Below are 19,142 nucleotides of genomic sequence, written 5' to 3' on the forward strand. Positions count from 1 at the left end.
CACCTATGAGTTACGCGGAAACCATTATCCTTGATATCCGGATCGGGCAGCTGCCTGTGGTGGTTTCTGCGCTCACGGGGCGTGATGGACTTGGCGTCTGGGTGAGCGAGATCGGTGTGCTCAACCGGGTTGTCCTGTTCCGGACCGCCGACACCTATGCCGGTCTTCTGGATGGGCGACCCGAGCTTCTTGCTGCGATCCCCAAAGACGCTATTCAGAGCGTTGATATCACAAGCTGGCGCCTCATTTCGCCCCTGCTTCCTGCCGGGGCGCACGGTGGCGTTTATGAATGGCGCTGCTACGAGATGAAGCTGGGGCAGGTTGGGGATGTGGAGGAAGCCTTTGTGGCGTCCCTCCCGCCACGGCTGGAGCTTTCCGGGCTGGTCTGCGGGATGGTATCTCTCGAAGGGACACCACGGCTGGCTCATATCTGGCCCTACGCAGACATGAATGCGCGTATGGAGATCAGGGCTCAGGCTGTTGCGAGCGGGATCTGGCCGCCTAAGGTCGCAATCCATCTGAACATTATGGAAAATGCAATTCTGCTTCCGGCCAAAGATTCCGCTTGGCGCTAAGACGGTACGAACAACATAGAAAAAAGCGGTGAGGCTTGAGCCTGCACCGCTTTTTTTATGCCTTAGGCCCTGCTTCGAAAAATTACTTCTTGGCGGCTGTCGGAGCAGCAGGAGCCAGTGTTTCGATCGTGCTTTCGGAAACGAATACAACCGACTCCAAAGCCTGTGTCAGCGCAGCGACAGCCTCCTGAGGGTTATGCCCCTCAGTGAAAACGGTTGCCCGATAAACCGCACCCTGCACCGGTGTAAGCGGAGCCAGCGCCATAATGAAATCTGCATCGGCCCCGACGACCTGCATGGTCTGGGCAGCCTGATCCGTATTGCCAGACTTCAATTGCGCATTTGCGGTGGCGACCGCAGCTTTCTTTTCAGGAGCCAGTGTCTCGCTCACGACGAACTCACCGCCGACCGGAAGCCAGTCCGTCTGTCCGACGACAGGCTGATGGTTGGCGATAACGGGATGCTGCGGAGCAGGATGGAGATCGTTTTCGGCAGCCTGAAACTTTTTGTCAGCCTTTTCCGCGGCGGCAAGACGTTTCTGGGCATCATAAAGTGCCGGAATGGCGGCTTCGGTCTTGCCGGTCGTCTGGAGAATGTCACGAGCCTTCAGAATATCCTGAAAGGCGCGCTGTCCGTCAGCAGAAAGATGATGGAAAGCGCGGTGGGCCTTGAATTTTTCCCAATGGGTATGAAGTGAATCAGCGCTGGCAAAAGGTGTTGCGCAAAGGATGGATGAAATCGCGGCGACGGCGGGAATGAATTTCATGATATTATCTCCGTGAATATTCTGTTCTGACCCTTAGCGGTATTTCATCAGGATAGATCAGACAAATTACCGATCATTTAATGACTGTCGGTCCATTTTGATATTTTTCAGGATGCCCTCTGATGGGGTAGGGAAGCCGCTTATGGAAGGGCGTGGGGTTTCGGGAATTGTGACTAACAGATGCAATTCTTTTTATTGCGCAAGGAGTTCAATTTTTAGAACTTATCGACACCATGAAATGATTTATTGAAATAAAAATGAGAATATTGGGGTTTTCATTTGGGGAATGGCTTGCCCTGAAGGAGGGCTTTCCGTATGAACGGGGCCTCAATCACGATACCGTGCCTTGCACCGTAAAGTCGGCCTTTCCGGAGCGCATCGCAGGCATCAGCCGAGTAGCGAGTATTTCCAGATGTCTCTGAATCCCGTCGTCGAGAGTGTGACTGCCCGTATCATCGAGCGTTCGAAAATCTCCCGGCGCCGGTATCTTGCTCTGATGGAGCGCAACCGGGCCAAAGGTGTGCTCCGGCCCAGACTCGCCTGCGGAAATCTGGCTCATGCGATCGCGGCTTCCAGCCCCGACAAGCCGGAGCTGATGCGTCCCACCGGGACCAATATCGGCATCATCACGACCTATAACGACATGCTCTCGGCGCATCAGCCTTATGGTCGCTACCCTGAGCAGATCAAGCTGTTTGCCCGTGAAGTCGGGGCGACGGCTCAGGTCGCGGGTGGCGCACCGGCCATGTGCGATGGTGTGACACAGGGGCAGGAGGGGATGGAACTCTCCCTGTTCTCCCGCGACGTGATCGCCATGTCCACGGCGGTCGGTCTGAGCCACGGCATGTTCGAAAGCGTGGCGCTGCTCGGGATCTGCGACAAGATCGTGCCGGGGCTTCTGATGGGCGCCCTGCGTTTTGGTCACCTGCCGACCATGCTGATCCCGGCCGGTCCGATGCCATCCGGCCTTCCGAACAAGGAAAAGCAGCGCATCCGCCAGCTCTACGTTCAGGGCAAGGTCGGACAGGCCGAACTGATGGAAGCGGAAAACGCCTCCTATCATAGCGCCGGAACCTGCACATTCTATGGAACGGCCAATACGAACCAGATGATGGTCGAAATCATGGGCCTGATGATGCCGGATTCGGCGTTCATTAATCCCAACACGAAGTTGCGTCAGGCCATGACCCGTTCGGGCATTCACCGGCTAGCGGAAATCGGACTGAATGGTGAAGACGCGCGTCCTCTGGCGCATTGTGTGGATGAAAAAGCGATCGTGAACGCTGCCGTCGGATTGCTGGCGACGGGTGGGTCGACTAATCACGCCATCCATCTTCCCGCCATCGCCCGCGCTGCCGGTATTCTGATCGATTGGGAGGACATCAGCCGCCTGTCTTCCGCTGTTCCGCTGATCACCCGCGTCTATCCGAGCGGCTCGGAAGACGTGAATGCGTTCAATCGCGTGGGGGGTATGCCAACGGTCATCGCCGAGCTGACGCACGCCGGAATGCTGCACAAAGACATTCTTACAGTCTCGCGAGGCGGTTTTTCCGACTATGCGCGTCGTGCTTCGCTTGAAGGCGACGAACTGGTTTACAGCCGCGCAAAGCCGTCCACCGACACCGATATCCTGCGTGATGTGGCAACGCCGTTCCGTCCAGATGGCGGCATGCGCCTGATGACGGGCAATCTGGGACGCGCGATTTACAAGAGCAGCGCCATTGCGGCGGAACACCTGACGGTCGAAGCGCCTGCCCGAGTTTTCAATGATCAGCATGACGTCATCACGGCCTATCAGAACGGCGAACTTGAACGCGACGTTGTCGTGGTGGTCCGTTTTCAGGGGCCGGAAGCAAATGGCATGCCGGAGCTGCACAAGCTGACCCCGACGCTGGGCGTTCTTCAGGATCGAGGCTTCAAGGTCGCGCTTCTGACGGATGGTCGTATGTCGGGCGCCAGCGGCAAGGTGCCGGCAGCCATTCATGTCGGCCCTGAAGCGCAGGTCGGTGGTCCGATCGCCCGCGTTCAGGACGGTGACATGATCCGCGTCTGCGCCGTGAGCGGCCAGATCGAGGTATTGGTTGACGCTGCCGAATGGGACAGCCGCACGCCGGTCGCCCCGCCGCTCCCGGCATTGGGAACGGGCCGGGAGCTGTTCGCGCTGCTGCGTTCGGTGCATGATCCGGCCGAAGCGGGCGGGTCCGCGATGTTGGCCCAGATGGATCGCGTGATCGAAGCCGTCGGCGACGATATTCACTAAGGAAGATTTCTCATGATCGATACTGCCAAACTTGATGCCGTCATGAGCCGCTGTCCGGTCATGCCGGTGCTGGTGGTCAATGATGTGGCGCAGGCCCGTCCGATGGCCGAGGCTCTGGTGGCGGGTGGCCTGTCCACGCTGGAAGTCACGCTGCGGACGCCCTGTGCGCTCGAAGTCATCGAAGAAATGTCTAAGGTGCCGGGTGCCCTCGTCGGTGCGGGCACCGTTCTGAACCCGTCCGATATGGACCGTGCCGTGAAAGCGGGCGCGCGTTTCATCGTTAGCCCCGGCCTGACCGAGGCGCTCGTCAAGGCTTCCGTCGAGCACGATGTTCCGTTCCTGCCGGGTGTCGCCAATGCGGGTGACATTATGCGCGGTCTCGATCTGGGCCTGTCGCGCTTCAAGTTCTTCCCGGCTGTGACGAATGGCGGCATTCCCGCGCTGAAGAGCCTTGCCAGTGTTTTCGGCAGCAATGTCCGTTTCTGCCCGACGGGCGGCATTACGGAAGAGAGCGCCCCGGACTGGCTGGCCCTTCCGACCGTTTCCTGCGTCGGTGGCTCCTGGGTGACGGCGGGCGCGTTCGATGCGGACAACATCCGTCAGCGCGCAACGGCCGCGGCCCTCTTGAAGGTCTGAACGCGCGCCAATAAACGGTTCACGGGGGCAGTGTTATGCTGCGGCTTCCCGTGAACGTTTTATGAACAAATGGTTTGCGGGACGGCCTGAACCAGATCATAAGGGCGCGTGACTGGACGTTCCCATTTATTGATCGGCGGCTTTGCCGTGTTGTGTGCCATGCGCTGGCATGTGCTGTCCCCTGAGCCACTTTCCGTCTGCACGGGCCTGCTGGGTAGTCTTCTGCCTGACATTGATACCGAGCGCTCCATGCTCGGGAGTCGGGTGAAGATCCTTTCCCGCTTTCTGGCAAAAGCCTTTGGCCATCGTGGCCTGACGCATTCGGGCCTGATGCTGCTCGTGGCTGCGGCCGTCCTGAACGGCCTGCTGGGCTCTGAGAGTCTTCGCGGACCATGGGGTGCCCTGCTGTTGGGAGCCGCGACGCATATTGCTGCCGACCTTCCGACAGGAGGGTGCCAGGTCTTCGCCCCTCTCAGCCGTTCGCGACTTTCGCTCTGGCCTTATGTCCGGACTGGCGGCATCGGGGAAATCATGCTTCTTGTGCCCATCCTCTGCCTTCTGGGCTGGGCAGGATTTTTCGGTAATGGCCCTGTTCCGGGCCATGTCCCTCCATCTGCACATCACTCGCGGTTGCGCGGACATGTTTTGAAGGATATTTCATTCTCATCATGACACAGACCCGACTCCCCGTCCGCCGTGCCCTTCTCTCCGTTTCTGACAAAACGGGACTGATCGAACTGGGGCGTGCGCTCGCCGCCCACGGTGCGGAACTGCTTTCGACCGGGGGGTCCGCCAAGGCTCTTCGTGACGCTGGTCTGAGAGTCAAGGATGTCTCGGACCATACCGGTTTTCCGGAAATTCTGGACGGGCGGGTCAAAACCCTCGTGCCTCAGGTCCATGGCGGTATTCTCGGTCGTCGCGATCTGGCCGATCATGTCGCGCAGATGGCAAAGCATGACATTGCTCCGATCGATCTGGTCTGTGTGAACCTCTATCCGTTCGCTGCAACCGTCGCATCGGGGGCCGGTGACGAAGACTGCATCGAAAATATCGATATCGGTGGCCCCGCCATGATCCGTGCGGCTGCCAAGAACTTCGATCACGTCGCAATCCTGACGGATCCGCAGCAATATGCAGCGGTCATCGCATCGCTGGAGCAGGGCGGGACGGTGCTGGTCGAACGGCGCAGCTACGCGGCCTCCGCTTATGCTCATACAGCGGCCTATGACAGCATGATCTCCCGCTGGTTTGCCAAACAGGCAGGCGAGATTCTACCGCCTGTTCTGACTCTGAGCGGGACACGGGATGATCTGTTGCGTTACGGCGAAAACCCGCATCAGAATGCGGCCTTTTATCGTGACGGTAGCCAGCGCCCCGGCGTGGCGAGCGCACGACAGCTTCAGGGCAAGGCGCTGAGCTATAACAACATCAACGACACGGACGCAGCGTTCGAGGCGGTCGCCGAGTTTGACGAACCGACTGTGGTCATCGTCAAACATGCCAATCCGTGCGGCGTGGCCTCTGCCGCAACGCTGGAGCAGGCCTGGATTGCGGCTCTGCGCTGCGACCCCGTTTCGGCTTTCGGCGGTATCGTCGCCCTCAACCGGATGCTGGATGGCGCAACGGCTCAGAGGATCAGCAAGATCTTCACGGAAGTGATCGTGGCTCCCGATGCCGATGCGGAGGCCATTGAGGTCCTTGCAAAGAAAAAGAATCTGCGTCTGCTGCTCACGCAGGGTGTGCCCGATCCGACGGCCGAGGGGCTGTCGTTTCGTTCCGTCTCTGGTGGTTTTCTGGCCCAGAGCCGTGATGCAGGCCGGGTGACGCAATCCGATCTCAAGGTCGTCACCAAGCGTGCGCCGACGGATCAGGAAATGAAGGATCTGCTGTTCGCGTTCCGCGTCGCAAAGCATGTGAAATCAAACGCCGTCATTTACGTCCGCAATGGCGCCACGGTCGGCATCGGTGCCGGGCAGATGTCACGTGTAGACAGCGCGCGCATTGCCGCCCGAAAGAGCGAAGATGCGGCAAAGGAATCCGGAGAGCATGCTCCGCTGACAATCGGATCGGTTGCAGCTTCAGATGCGTTCTTCCCCTTCGCGGATGGTCTTGAGAGCGTCGTTGCGGCGGGTGCCGTGGCTGTCATTCAGCCAGGTGGCTCCATTCGCGATCAGGAGGTGATCGATGCGGCAGACGCAGCCGGGATCGCCATGGTATTCACCGGCATGAGGCATTTCAGACATTGAAAAAGCTCGCTTGCGCCAGCCTGGTTCTGGCTCTGTCCTTTTCTGCAGCGGAAGCTGCCCCTTGTGTCTATGATATGACGCCACTTCCGGTGACCAAGGGGACTGTCGCCAACATTACGCCCACCGGCGTGCAGCTCAGCGACGGTACGGCTGTCATCCTGCCCTCAGAGTTTCTGGCGCATATTCACCTGAACCAGAAACTGGCCGTTAGGGGACTGGTTGCAAAGGCAACGCATACCGTTCAGGCTCTGGCCCTCGATGGTAATCCACCCATCTGCCCAAGCACGCCGGCGATCCCAAGAGGAGCCTTTCCAGGCTCGCCAGGATACGACACGATCCATCCCTGATCGCCCACGTTTGGATGTAGTGTCGGGCAGTTGTTAAACGCTTTCTTTACGCTTCTTGTGCAATGATTTTCCGGATTGACCGATGCTGGCGGATCCGGAGGCACAAGTTCTTGTCACATGTCACGACATCCGCAGTTATGACGACCACTGGCCTCAGGCGCGTTGACGTTGCACCTGAGGCGCAACTGGCTTCCAATGAGCGGTTTCACGATTTTCTGGAAAGCTACGTGCATCCGGAAATGCCTAAGCATTCTGAGACCCGACAGAATGCTTCAACTGTTAAACCGCAGCCTGCAAAAACAGAACCTTTTGAATCCCAAGGTCAAACTGCAAAGCAGCCTTCGAAAAGTCTGCCTACACTGGATTCCAGGGTGCCGAGAAAAGTAGTCCCACAATCGGAAGACCATACTCTCCCCACCAAGCAGATGACTGCTCCCAAAAAAGCAGCTCTGCCTGTCGGGCAAAAAGCAGTTTCAGGAAGTGGTAAAGAACAGACACAAGGCAATAAAATTCAAGGAAAAACACTTCAGTCAGTTTCGAGGGATGTTGATAGTAAGTACGCGCCTAATGAAAATCAGAAAATCACGCAAAAAAATTCAGTAAAATCTGAACAAACTGAGGTTATTGATAATAACCTAGTATCCAATCCTGATGCGACATCTGTGAGTGTTGGTGAAGCAGATTTTCCTAAAGAAAATACAAATTCATCAAATAATTATGATTCAGAATTCATTATTGAGAAATCTTCATTTGAAAAAAATGATATAAAAGAAAATATTTCTGTTAAAAACTTGGAAAAAATTACAGAATTAAAAGAAGATTTTATATCTAAAAATATTTCTTCCATTGATTCAAAGGATGTATCTTCCGAAAAAGTAGTTTCTGAAGCATTGGAGGAAGCTCCATCCGAAATGAATGCAGAAAACAAAACTGCATCCGCTGACGAAGACGAAAAAATTTCTCGGCGAGACAATCAAAATACGCTGCTTTATCAACAAGAAAATAATGGAAAAACAACCACTCATATCGAAATGAACGTCGGTGGGAGTGAAAAAATACACGTGGAAATTGATGGGTCTGATGGTAAAGAACATCGAATTCATATCAACACAGATAATCCAGAAGTCTATCAGTCTCTCAAAGACGATCATAGTAAACTGATTGCAGCTTTAACTGATAATTCGATTCCTGTTTCTGGAACGCACTCCATAGCGAAAGCAGATATCCAGATCAGCCTTTCGGTACCATCCTCTCTTGACATGTCGTCGCGTGACGAGCGTCAAGAGGGGCGTAACCGCTCGTCTGGTAATTCACGGGGTAGTACGCCCGTATCCTCAACATCTGTCACTGAACGGCGTTTTCTCCGAGGCGTTGTCGATCTCACTGTTTGAAAATAGGATTAAATCCATGGTTACTTCAGTTGGAACAACAACTGGAACTACTTCTCTTTTAAGCCAGGCAATAAGCGCTGCGAAAAGCAATGCGGCAACAAATGCTGCAGCAGCTTCGAATACCACAACAAGCAGCTCAAGTAGTTCTTCGTTGTCTTCTTTAGGCGGAAACTTTAATCAGTTTCTCACGCTTCTTACGACACAATTGCAGCATCAAGATCCCAGTAATCCAACAAGTACGGACTCATTCACAGCTGAATTAGCCCAATTCGCCGGGGTGCAGCAGCAGGTCGAAACCAATACAAACCTGACGAGCTTGATTTCGGCCACCCAGGATAATCAGATGGCTTCAGCTGTCAGCCTTATCGGAAAAACAACTACGGCAAGCACGTCCAGCCTGCCATTACAAAGCGGGAGCGCGTCGTTGTCATTTACAGCCCCTCAGGCTGGTGATGTGGCGATTGCGATAACTGACAGTACAGGAACCGTCGTCAAATCAGAGACAGTCGATGCCTCGGTTGGAACGAATACATGGACATGGGACGGTAAAAACAACAGTGGCACGCAGTTAAACAATGGAGCTTATACTGTGGCTGTAGAGGGAAATTCTACGGACGGAACCACTGTTGCTCTTCCGACAACGGTTACAGGAACTGTTACCGGTGTTTCAAAAGGAACTTCGGGAGTGAATATTGATATGGGAAGCGCGACCATTAACATGAGCGATCTGACCGGATTTTCAAGCACCTGATTTCGAGGGGCGGTGAGGCCGCTTGTTAGTCATGTATTAAGCTTTTTGTTCCACAATGGAGTTCATCAAAAGTAAGTTTTTCAGGGATAAGTGAGTATGTGGGCAGGACAGAGAGGTTTTTCTGACGGGAATCGCAGCGGTCTCGATTCTCTGAAAAACCGGAAAGAGAGCAATCAGTGAAAGCTCTTCTGGCAAACCTCAAACAGCTCGGTCTCCCACGTCTGGCTGCTCTTGGTGGTGTTGGCGTCTCAATGCTTGTCCTGCTGGGGGTTTTAGTCCTGCACGGTGTCAACGCCACGAATGGCCTTTTGTATCGAGATTTGGAACCTCATGAAGCTGGTGAAATTGTAGATCAGCTTTCAAAAGCTCACATTAAATACCGTCTTCAGGATCAGGGTAGTACAATCATGGTACCTGACGATGATGTGGCCCGTGCTAGATTACTTTTGGCTAAAGGCGGTTTGCCGTCTGGAGGTTCCGTTGGATACGAGATCTTTGATAAGGGTAACAGCTTCACTGCAACTCAATTTGAACAAACTATCAATGAAACTCGGGCGCTAGAAGGAGAATTAGAGAGATCTATTCGCCTGATTCACGGGGTACAGAATGCAAGAGTGCACCTTGTGCTTCGTCATAGAGAGCTTTTTTCAACAGATGAGCAGAGCGCGCAAGCAAGCGTGCTTCTCTCCATGGATGGGGGGCGTAGACTCGATGAGGAAAATATCGCCGCAGTAGTCAATCTTGTCGCGGCAGCGGTTCCGGGGTTGGATGCTCATAATATTTCATTGATAGATAACCGTGGCCATGTCCTTCTTAAACAGGGAGAAGGAAGCGCGAACGGTGGCGAGTCCTTGGAAGAACAACGCCAGATAATTGAGCAACGTATCGCACATGAAGTTGAGGACTTACTGGGAGCGTCCTTGGGTCCAGGACATGTGCGTGTAGAAGCAAATATTACGATGAACAATGATCATGTTCGTGAAACGCAAGAAAATTACGATCCTGATCAGCAGGTTTTACGTTCTCAGCAAACTAAAACAGAAAAAAATATCAATACTCAAGGTTCTAGTAATACAACGGTTTCGAATAATCTTCCGAACGCAAATGCGGGTCAGCAGCAAAATGGAAGTCAAAGCAATCGACAAGAGCAAACAAATAACTATGAAATAAGTAAGACTGTTCGTACTTTAGTGCAGGACCAACCGCGTATTGCACGCATCAGCATGGCAGTGATGGTGGACGGCATTAGTCAGTCGGATGGAAAGGGTCATTCTTCTTGGCAGCCGCGTAATGAAGAAGAATTGAACCGTTTAACAGCTTTAACTAAAAGTGCCGTTGGTTTCGACCAGGCTAGAGGGGATGTGGTAACGGTCATGTCCATGAAATTTAGTAATATAGAAGCTGAAATGCGGCCCGTAAATTCGGATTGGAGTAAATTTTTCAGCCGTTCAAATCAAATGGAAGCTGTAAGATTCTCATTGTTTGCGATATGCCTTGCAATGGTTTTGTTTTTTGTTGTCCGCCCATTATTGAAGCCTGTATCTAATAATAATTCTAATAAGTTATTTAATTCATCAAATTCTTCTGAGTCAATTCAACCAATGTCTTTATCGTCTCAAAATTCAATTTATTTGTCCGATAATCAATCTGAAATACAAAAAATTCCAATGCTTGAAGTTTCTAATAAGGGAGCGAATTTAATTGATGAAGATACTGTATTTGTCAACGGTGTGCAGGGAAAAATTAGGGCTTCTTCCGTACAAAAAGTTATAGATCTTATAGAAACTCACCCTTCTGAAAGTATTTCTTTGGTAAGAGGATGGTTGATTCCATCTCAGGAAGGAGCATCGAGATAATGGATATGGAAAAAAATATCTCAGGTGTACAAAAAGCAGCCATCTTGATGATGGCCTTAGGTGAAGAAAATTGTTCTAAGTTGTTTGAACAAATGCATGAGGAAGAAATCAGAGAAGTTTCTTCTGCAATGGCTCAATTAGGTATTGTATCATCCAATCTCGTAGAAAAAATATGCCATGAATTTAGTCAAGGATTAGGCTCGGCTGAAGGAGTGGTTGGGGATCTTGAAAGCACAGAAAAGCTTCTTAAAAACGCACTGCCCGCCAGCAGAGCTGCCGCAATCATGGAAGAAATTCGGGGTCCTGCAGGGCGCACGATGTGGGATAAGTTGGGGAATGTATCAGAATCAGTGCTCGCAAATTATTTAAAAAATGAATATCCACAAACAGTGGCTGTTATTCTAAGCCGGATTAAATCTTCTCATGCAGCTAAAGTATTGGCACTTTTTCCTGAAGAATTTTCATTAGATATTATGATGAGAATGTTAAAAACAGAAACAGTACAAAAAAACGTAATTCAAAGTATAGAAAAAACTTTGCGATCAGAGTTTATTTCTAATATTCCGAGAGGAATAAATCGTAATAGCCATGAAGTTTTAGCTGATATATTTAATAATTTTGATAGAAGACTCGAAAATAGATTTATGTCGGCTTTGGAAGAGAGGAGTCAAATCGATGCCGAACAAATTAAGAGTCTTATGTTTACCTTCGAAGAGTTGGTGAATCTTTCTGGAGAAGGTTTGATCACCCTGTTGAACCAGCTTCCTCGTGAGAGCCTGCCATTAGCACTTAAAGGAGCAAGTGATAGGTTGCGCCAAGCGTTTCTGGGGGCGATGTCTGATCGTGCAGGACGTATCCTATTGGATGAAATTGAAGATTTGGGGCCTGTGCGGGTAAAGGATGTCGATATAGCTCAAAATGAAATTCTCATTATCGCTAAAGACTTAGTTGATCGCGGAGAAATTGATCTGATAGATCAAGAAAAACCAGAAAATGAGATGATTGTTTGATGACTAGGAAAACATTGGCAGAGCAAAAAAAAATAGGAATTTTGTATTCTGAGGATTTTGAAAAAGCCTCTATTGAAAAGATAATAATAAAAATGCCTGAAGATTCTTCAAATATAGAAAAAGAAGAGTTATTTTCAAAATCGTGTTTAGATAAATACTATGAAGATGGTTTCCGGAATGGAATAAAAGAAGAAAAAAAGAATAATAACATAGAAAAAGATTTTATAGAATCATTATTGAACGTTTTCCATTCTATGGAAAAAGAAATTTTAGAACAAAAAAAACAAATTTCTAAAGAAATATCATTCGCGATAATATCTTGTATTGCAAATTTATTTCCTAACTTATATGAAAAATATGGAGAAAAAGATTCTGAAATAATTTTCCAAAAAATATACCCATTTATAAATAAAAATTCTTATGTAAATTTAAGCTGTTCTAAACAATTTTTCTTTAAAATAGAAGAATTGGTACCAGAATCTTTCAAAGAAACAATAAACCTTAACATTGACGAGGCAATGAAAAATGGGGAATTCAGTATTGTTTGGGATACGGGATCATTATCTCGGAATTCCAGTAAATATATAGAAAAAATAATTTCTGAGATATTATGTTTTAATAAGGAGCGAAAGGAAGAAAATGCTAGAGAAAGATAAAGACGATTTCGATCTCGAGAAAGAAGATTTTTTATCTTCCGATAGTTTTGAGGTTAAATTCCCTAATGATTTAGAAGCGATTTACGACGTTCCGGTTGCCGTTAGTGTAGTCTTGGGTAGAGCTGCAATGCCTATAAATAAGCTACTCAGGCTAGGACGTGGGGCTGTTGTTGAGTTGGATCGCAAAATTGGCGATCCCATAGATATACTGGTTAATAATCGTTTGATAGCAAGAGGAGAGGTTGTCATGGTCGATGAAACGCGCCTGGGAGTTACAATGACTGAAATCGTAAAGTCTGAAAAATAGTATTTATATTATTGTATTGTTGGGAGACTAAGAAGAGAAATGAATGGTATTTATAATAGTTTTTCTTCTGCCATGGAAGGAATGCTGAAGTCATTTAATTTTTCTTCGAATGGTTCATCGATCAAGAGGTTTTCCCCTGGATCTGATGTGGGGCTTGCGCTCTTAGTGGCGGCATTGCTTTCAATACTTGTCTTGCCACTTCCTACATTCATTCTGGATATCGGACTATCTCTCTCCGTTACGTTATCCATATTAATTTTGATGGTAGCCTTGTTTCTGAATAGGCCTTTAGATTTTACATCTTTTCCAACTTTATTATTGCTAACAACACTGCTGCGCCTTTCTTTGGAAGTCGCAACAACGCGTTTAATCTTGAGTCACGGTTATCTGGGGGCTTATGCTGCAGGTCATGTTGTTGCAGCGTTCGGTGGCTTTCTTATGGGGGGCGATGTAGTTATCGGGGCTATATTATTTTCCATACTTTTAGTTGTTAATTTTATGGTTATTACTAAAGGATCTGGGAGAATTGCTGAAGTTGCGGCTAGGTTTTCTTTGGATTCAATGCCCGGCAAACAAATGGCTATTGACGCAGAATTATCTTCTGGGACAATTAACGATGTTATTGCTAGAAAAAAACGAAAAGAACTTGAAGAAGAAAGTGGATTTTATGGTGCAATGGATGGAGCAGCAAAGTTCGTACGTGGAGATGCGATCGCTAGCTTAATAATAACAGCAATTAATATCATTGGCGGGTTAACAATAGGTATTGTTCGTCATGGGATGTCGATCTCAGATGCGGCGACAGCGTTTACAACACTAACGATAGGTGATGGGCTTGTCTCTCAGATACCAGCCCTTTTAGTCTCTACAGCTTCGGGTATTGTTGTTACAAAAGGAGGAACTGAAGGAGGGGCAGATGTTGCGTTAGTGAGGCAACTGGGAGGAAATCCTAAGCCACTTGCTTTAGCGGCCGGTTGTTCTTTGGTTTTAGGTATGATGCCCGGACTGCCAACTTTCCCGTTTTTTTTTCTAGCTGTTTTATCTGCTGCGGCAGCTTGTTTCAGGCATTATGCACCAATTTCTAATAAAGATGATGAAGGTGATTCAATCGCGGTCCCTGAAAATAATATTCCCACTGATGCGCCAATTTCGGATAGTCTTAAGGTTGACTTGTTGAGACTAGAATTAGGATTTAACTTGTTGGCCGTAGCAAATGGAGATGCTGCTCGTCTGACTGAAAAAATTAAAGTGCTACGCAGAACAATTGCTAGTGATATGGGGTTTGTACTGCCGCCGGTTCGTATTCAAGATAACTTAATTTTGCCGCCTGATTGTTATTCAATTTGTATCAAAGAAATTGAAGTGGGACGAGGGGAAGTTAGGCTTAACAAGCTTCTGGCCATGAATCCTCAGGGGGGGGAGCCTAATATTGAGGGCGAAAAAACTAGAGAACCTGCCTTTGGTCTCCCAGCATTATGGATAGATCAGAATTTGCGTGAAAATGCCATAGTACGTGGATATACCGTTGTAGATCCGGCTAGTGTTATTATTACTCATTTAACTGAGTTAGTTAAAGAAAATATGGCCGAGCTTTTGTCATACGCAGAAACACAGAAATTATTGGATGGTATGCCTAGAGACCAGCAGAAGTTGGTTGTAGATTTGATTCCGTCGCAGGTTTCTGTAGGAATTTTACAAAGAATACTACAGTCCCTTCTTGATGAGAAAGTTTCTATCAGAGATTTAACAGGGATTTTGGAGGCGGTTCAGGAGGGATATAGTTTAGGTTTCAAAACGGTTACCTCATTGGTTGCACATGTTCGCATTAGACTGGCTCGTCAAATTAGTTCTTCGATGATTAATGCTCAGGGGTGTATCCCAATTTTGACTCTTAGTCCCGAATGGGAGCTTTCTGCTTATGAAAGTTTGTCTAATTCGACTGAAGAAAAGCAAATTAATTTTTCTCCTTCTCAAATGCAAAAATTTGTTTCAGTTTTAAAGTATTCTATCGAATCTTCTTCTAGGGAAGGAGTTATTCCAGTTATATTGACTTCTCGTAATCTTCGTCTTCCGCTAAGAAGAATAGTAGAGCGCGTTCAACCTTCTATAAGTGTGTTATCTCAAGAGGAGATTTTTCCAAGAATTAAAATAATCAATATTGGATTGATATCGTAATATTTTTCACTCTATTAAATTCGAGATTTTACTGATTAGAATTGGAAGATAATGGTGGTAGGAAGTGCAATAGTTGCGAAAAAGTCTGTTGAGAGCTTGTTGTAGCTGGACGCAACGCGGTGCCAAGTCCTTGATGTGTCTGAACATGATCTCTATACGGTCGAGCCGTTTTTAGTCGCGCTTGTCTTATTTGACGGCTCTGTTATGGGATTTTCGGTCCGGAATGCAGACTTGATCTCGCCCTCCTTTTTCCTTGCAAGGGTCCCTGAACCAGTCGACGTTATAGCTTATAGCCATTGGGCGTGCAGCGAATCATTCAGCCGAACAGTGGCTTCGATATAATCACTAATCTGGCCTGAGGTCATGAATAAGATCAAAGGACGGCCTTTTGCATCGGTAATGGTGTGAAAGTTGCTGTTCATGCTGCCTTTTGTGTTCCCAATCAGGCGGCCTCACCCTTCTCTTTACCCACAGGCTTGAAATCGTGCAGTGCGCTTTCAGATTGGTTGCGTCAATCATCATCGGTCTTTGACTGTTTGAAAACCTGGGACGGCAGTCAGACGACCTCCTATCATCCGCAGAAGGATATTTGTATCATCTACCGCTTCTAGCGATTGTTAGGCGTCTTAGGTTGAACGTATCTCCGGCGAACATCACACACCAGAGTGGCCGTTCGGATTAACAAAGATGATCCCGCGTAACACTTACTAATCATCAACGTGCGGTCTGTCGCGACGCTTGAGGGAAAGGGCCGTAGATGGTCCTTCTGGTTCTCCCCTAGCCATTACAGGCCGTTTGTCTTCAGTCTTTTCACCGAGTCTCAATCAGTTTTCTAAAATCAATGCGGCCTTAGCCTGAGCGTTGAATGTTTTTCTCAAGGAAGTGTGCGGTCATCATATCTCTTCCTCTGCTAGAGGGCGGGAATCTGTTAAACTGCTTATTAATACGAAAGTGTTTTTTTGCGGCATTTGGATTGATATGACGTCAATTATGAAAATTCATTTTGTTGCGTCTCCTAGTGATTCTGCCCAGCTAGCTTTAGAGCGCCTTTCACAGAAGTATGGGAATGCCCCGCTTCAGAACGCAGATTTTGTCGTTTGTCTGGGGGGGGATGGATTTATGCTTGAAGCGCTTCACAAGGTTCTGGACAGCCGGACTGCCATCTACGGTATGAATTACGGCACGGTTGGTTTTTTGATGAATGCCGCTAATGAGGTGGATCTTTTGCGTCGTTTAGAAAATGCCCAGCCCTCGGTTCTTCATCCATTGCATATGACGGCGACGACTTCCACGGGCATCGTCAGGAGCGCATTGGCGTTCAATGACGTTTTTCTTTTCAGGCAAACGAGACAAACATCTCGGATAAAAATTGAAATTGACGGTCGGGTGCGTCTTGAAGAACTGATTTGTGATGGAATTATTGTTTCCACTCCGGCGGGGTCTACAGCGTATAATCTTTCAGCTCATGGACCTATTGTTCCTTTGAGCTCCAATATTCTTCCTTTAACGCCAATCTCCGCTTTTCGTCCTCGTCGCTGGAGAGGGGCACTTTTGCCCTCCAGTGCTGTGGTGAAGCTGACGCTTCTGGATACGGAGAAGAGAGCGACAGCAGCCGTAGCGGACTTTACGGAAATTCGTGATGTGGCAGAAGTTGTGGTGCGTGAAGACCGCACCCGAAAAGCCACGATCCTGTTCGATCCGGATCATGGCCTTTCGGAGCGGATTATTGCCGAACAGTTCGTGGCATAAGCTTACACGACGGGAGTGAGGAGTGTTCCGTCGGTGAAATAGGCAATCACATTATTCACAACCAGATTGCCCATGGCTGTTCTGGTTTCGATTGTTGCTGATGCCTGATGAGCTTGCAGAACGGTATTCGTGAGCGCGAAAAAAGCCGGGTTTATGTCAGGTTCATTCTGAAAAACGTCCAGTCCTGCACCAGCGATGCGCTTTTCTTTCAAGGCCTCCAGAAGGGCCTTTTCGTCCACGACTGTACCCCGGGCAATATTGATCAAAAAACCGCCTTTTCCCAGCGCTGTCAGGATATCGTTATCGATCATGTGTGCGGAGCGCACTCCTCCAGACACTGCGAGTATCAGGACATCGCACCATTCTGCCAAACTTTTCAGGTCAGGCTCGAAGCGGTAGGGCACGTCAGGCTTTGCATGAGAGTTGAAATAGGCAATCTCCATACCAAAAGCTGAGATACGCTTGGCAATGGCCTGTCCTATGTGACCGAACCCTGCAATCCCGACCCGTTTTTTTGTCAGACTGCGGCTTAGGGGGAGGGGAGAATGAGGCCAGCTCCCCGCCCGAACGAAGCGGTCATTATTCACGACATCCCGCATAACGGTCATCATCAGGACCACGGCCATATCGGCCACATCTTCTGTCAGGGTATTCTGGGTTGTCGCAACGCGGATATTCCGGCGTTTTGCTTCCTGCAGGTCAATGCGATCGGTGCCTACGCCATTGACCGAAATGACCTCCAGATTGGGCAGCGCGTTCATGATTTCGGCTGGAACTCCGGAGGCGCCTCCAGTCGTGATGCCGCGGATGCTCGGAGCGAAGCGCTGTAGATCTTCGGGTGTGGTGTAGGGATGGAGTTCAAAAGATTGCTCCAGCCGTTCTCTCATGAATGGAAGAATGGGATCAATCGTCAGAATGCCGGGCCTGGATGACATGAAGTTCTCCATTACTGATTTATGGGGGCGTCACTCTTTGGTGCGTCGTCCGAGAGTTGCGTTTGCGAGCGCGGCACAGGCAGCCTCAACGTCTTCCCATGTTCTGACGAAGCCTTCGTCAGGTCCATAATAGGGATCAATAACGTCCTGTCCCATGCGGGTCGGAATATGATCCAGCATGAGCGAAAGATGCGATTTTGAAGCGCGGGGCTGCATTTTCTTAAGGACTGTCAGATGGGAGCGATCCAGAGCGATGATATGATCAAAGCGGCTGAAATCATCTACCGTGACAAGACGTGAGCGGAGTGTTGAAGCGTCCAGACCTTGTCGGGACGCGATGACGCATGCGCGTGGGTCCGGTGCTTCGCCCAGATTCCACCGTCCGGTAGCGGCAGAATCAATATCCAGTTCCAGCCCTCGTTCGCGCGCTTCCCGGCGCATGGCCAGTTCGGCCAGAGGAGATCGACAGATATTGCCTGTGCAGACAAAAAGGAAACTGCTCATGCGCCTGTTAGCCAAATGAAAAATGCCATGGTGAAGATGGAGGATAACGTTCCGAAGAACAGAACGGATGCAATTTCACGTTCCAGAACATGATATCGCATGGCAAGGATAACATTGATGGATGCGCTAGGAATGGCCATCGTCAGGACACTCTCCTGAAGCGCAGGTAAGGGCAGATGCCATGCGCGGGCCAAGGCATAGATGATACCGGGAATGACAACGTTCCGGACACTGACAATGACACCGACAAGAGGACTGAACTTCACCTGGCGGGTGAAAAGAACCACACCTGAGGCAAAGAGCGCCGCACCGCCTGTCGCCCGTCCAAGAAGCTGGAGAGAGCCTTTGAGGAACTGCGGCAGGAACGCACCTGCGCTGACCAGAACAAGCGCCATCATGGGCACCCAGACCACAGGTTCGCGGCAGGAATGGATTAGATGTCCAAACAATTCGCGGACGTCACTACGCGACTGGTTGTTATTTCCGACGCGGTGATTTGTGCCACGATCATGCCCCATCAGGATCAATGTGATCGGGAGCTGCACCAGATTCATCGCCAAAGATGCGATCGAAATCGGCACGGAACTCGCGGGACCAAAAATCTGGCCCAGAACAGGAATACCAATGAAGGGAACGGACGGACCGGTGATGGTCATCGCGATCAGTGCTGCTTCTCCAAGGCGGCGTTTGAGCAGGCCGCGCAGGATGGCAAAGATCAACCCATAGCCACCAATCATGGCCAGCAGGATGAGCGCCGCGACTGGCCCTGCAGCCAGAACCTGACCGCGCGGCGTACTCAGGATGGAAACCAGCAACTCCAGAGGGAGCGCATACAGCATGACCAGACGTGTGAGAACACCTGCCTGCTGGGCGTCAAAATCTTTTCTGTATGCCGCGAAATAGCCAAAGCCCAATGTCACGAGAATCGGGAGAATGGACTGAACGATCGTCAGCAGCAGGGCAGGCGAATTCGTCATA

At 49.6% G+C, this 19,142-nt stretch carries 18 protein-coding genes; 14 read left to right on the forward strand and 4 right to left on the reverse strand.

Going from position 1 to position 19,142, the window contains the following annotated elements:
* Positions 1-5: 5 nt before the first annotated feature.
* The gene (locus HKD28_RS08380; protein WP_194267911.1) at positions 6-575 is read left to right on the forward strand and encodes an NIPSNAP family protein; all 570 of its coding nucleotides are present in this window, start codon (positions 6-8) and stop codon (positions 573-575) included.
* A gap of 82 nt (positions 576-657) precedes the next feature.
* Here HKD28_RS08380 and HKD28_RS08385 read toward each other — a convergent pair whose 3' ends face one another.
* Complete coding sequence (locus HKD28_RS08385) at positions 658-1,341, reverse strand: YfdX family protein (RefSeq protein WP_194262269.1); 684 nt, start codon at positions 1,339-1,341, stop codon at positions 658-660.
* Positions 1,342-1,753: 412 nt separating this feature from the next.
* Between HKD28_RS08385 and edd the strand changes: the two genes are divergently transcribed.
* The 13 genes from edd (at position 1,754) to HKD28_RS08450 (ending at position 16,725) form a co-directional block, all read left to right on the forward strand.
* The gene (gene edd / locus HKD28_RS08390) at positions 1,754-3,601 is read left to right on the forward strand and encodes a phosphogluconate dehydratase (RefSeq protein WP_194267912.1); all 1,848 of its coding nucleotides are present in this window, start codon (positions 1,754-1,756) and stop codon (positions 3,599-3,601) included.
* Between the two features lie 12 nt (positions 3,602-3,613).
* Complete coding sequence (gene eda / locus HKD28_RS08395) at positions 3,614-4,237, forward strand: bifunctional 4-hydroxy-2-oxoglutarate aldolase/2-dehydro-3-deoxy-phosphogluconate aldolase (protein ID WP_194267913.1); 624 nt, start codon at positions 3,614-3,616, stop codon at positions 4,235-4,237.
* 108 nt (positions 4,238-4,345) lie between these two features.
* Positions 4,346-4,909: a metal-dependent hydrolase gene (locus HKD28_RS08400; protein ID WP_194267914.1), complete on the forward strand. Its 564-nt coding sequence runs from the start codon at positions 4,346-4,348 to the stop codon at positions 4,907-4,909.
* The gene (purH, locus tag HKD28_RS08405; RefSeq protein WP_194267915.1) at positions 4,906-6,483 is read left to right on the forward strand and encodes a bifunctional phosphoribosylaminoimidazolecarboxamide formyltransferase/IMP cyclohydrolase; all 1,578 of its coding nucleotides are present in this window, start codon (positions 4,906-4,908) and stop codon (positions 6,481-6,483) included. Before HKD28_RS08400 ends, purH begins: the two co-directional genes overlap by 4 nt.
* A complete protein-coding gene (locus HKD28_RS08410; protein WP_194267916.1) occupies positions 6,480-6,830 on the forward strand; it encodes a hypothetical protein in 351 nt (116 codons plus the stop codon). Before purH ends, HKD28_RS08410 begins: the two co-directional genes overlap by 4 nt.
* Before the next feature lie 137 nt (positions 6,831-6,967).
* A complete protein-coding gene (locus HKD28_RS08415) occupies positions 6,968-8,221 on the forward strand; it encodes a flagellar hook-length control protein FliK (RefSeq protein WP_194267917.1) in 1,254 nt (417 codons plus the stop codon).
* 16 nt (positions 8,222-8,237) lie between these two features.
* On the forward strand, positions 8,238-8,972 hold the full coding sequence (locus HKD28_RS08420; protein ID WP_194267918.1) for a flagellar hook assembly protein FlgD: 735 nt from the start codon (positions 8,238-8,240) through the stop codon (positions 8,970-8,972).
* Positions 8,973-9,148: 176 nt separating this feature from the next.
* Positions 9,149-10,828: a flagellar basal-body MS-ring/collar protein FliF gene (fliF, locus tag HKD28_RS08425; RefSeq protein WP_194267919.1), complete on the forward strand. Its 1,680-nt coding sequence runs from the start codon at positions 9,149-9,151 to the stop codon at positions 10,826-10,828.
* On the forward strand, positions 10,825-11,838 hold the full coding sequence (locus HKD28_RS08430; RefSeq protein ID WP_456305524.1) for a flagellar motor switch protein FliG: 1,014 nt from the start codon (positions 10,825-10,827) through the stop codon (positions 11,836-11,838). The genes fliF and HKD28_RS08430 overlap by 4 nt, the downstream gene beginning before the upstream one ends.
* Positions 11,838-12,494, forward strand: coding sequence for a hypothetical protein (locus HKD28_RS08435; RefSeq protein WP_194267920.1), 657 nt, complete (start codon positions 11,838-11,840; stop codon positions 12,492-12,494). The genes HKD28_RS08430 and HKD28_RS08435 overlap by 1 nt, the downstream gene beginning before the upstream one ends.
* Positions 12,478-12,801 (forward strand): flagellar motor switch protein FliN, encoded by a 324-nt coding sequence (gene fliN, locus HKD28_RS08440; protein ID WP_194262279.1) that lies wholly within the window; start codon positions 12,478-12,480, stop codon positions 12,799-12,801. Before HKD28_RS08435 ends, fliN begins: the two co-directional genes overlap by 17 nt.
* An 81-nt stretch (positions 12,802-12,882) precedes the next feature.
* A complete protein-coding gene (flhA, locus tag HKD28_RS08445) occupies positions 12,883-14,976 on the forward strand; it encodes a flagellar biosynthesis protein FlhA (protein WP_235993391.1) in 2,094 nt (697 codons plus the stop codon).
* A gap of 990 nt (positions 14,977-15,966) precedes the next feature.
* The gene (locus tag HKD28_RS08450) at positions 15,967-16,725 is read left to right on the forward strand and encodes an NAD kinase (RefSeq protein ID WP_194268021.1); all 759 of its coding nucleotides are present in this window, start codon (positions 15,967-15,969) and stop codon (positions 16,723-16,725) included.
* A 2-nt stretch (positions 16,726-16,727) separates the two neighbouring features.
* Here the strand turns inward: HKD28_RS08450 and HKD28_RS08455 are convergent, their stop codons facing one another.
* Genes HKD28_RS08455 through HKD28_RS08465 form a run of 3 tightly spaced genes read right to left on the reverse strand, consistent with a single transcriptional unit; the run spans position 16,728 to position 19,141 of the window.
* Complete coding sequence (locus tag HKD28_RS08455) at positions 16,728-17,660, reverse strand: 2-hydroxyacid dehydrogenase (protein ID WP_194267922.1); 933 nt, start codon at positions 17,658-17,660, stop codon at positions 16,728-16,730.
* 30 nt (positions 17,661-17,690) lie between these two features.
* On the reverse strand, positions 17,691-18,164 hold the full coding sequence (locus tag HKD28_RS08460) for a low molecular weight protein-tyrosine-phosphatase (RefSeq protein WP_194267923.1): 474 nt from the start codon (positions 18,162-18,164) through the stop codon (positions 17,691-17,693).
* On the reverse strand, positions 18,161-19,141 hold the full coding sequence (locus HKD28_RS08465) for an AEC family transporter (RefSeq protein ID WP_194262283.1): 981 nt from the start codon (positions 19,139-19,141) through the stop codon (positions 18,161-18,163). Before HKD28_RS08465 ends, HKD28_RS08460 begins: the two co-directional genes overlap by 4 nt.
* Between the last annotated feature and the right edge of the window lies 1 nt (position 19,142).

Origin of the sequence: Gluconobacter cadivus (assembly GCF_015244745.1) — a bacterium.
Lineage (GTDB): Bacteria > Pseudomonadota > Alphaproteobacteria > Acetobacterales > Acetobacteraceae > Gluconobacter > Gluconobacter cadivus.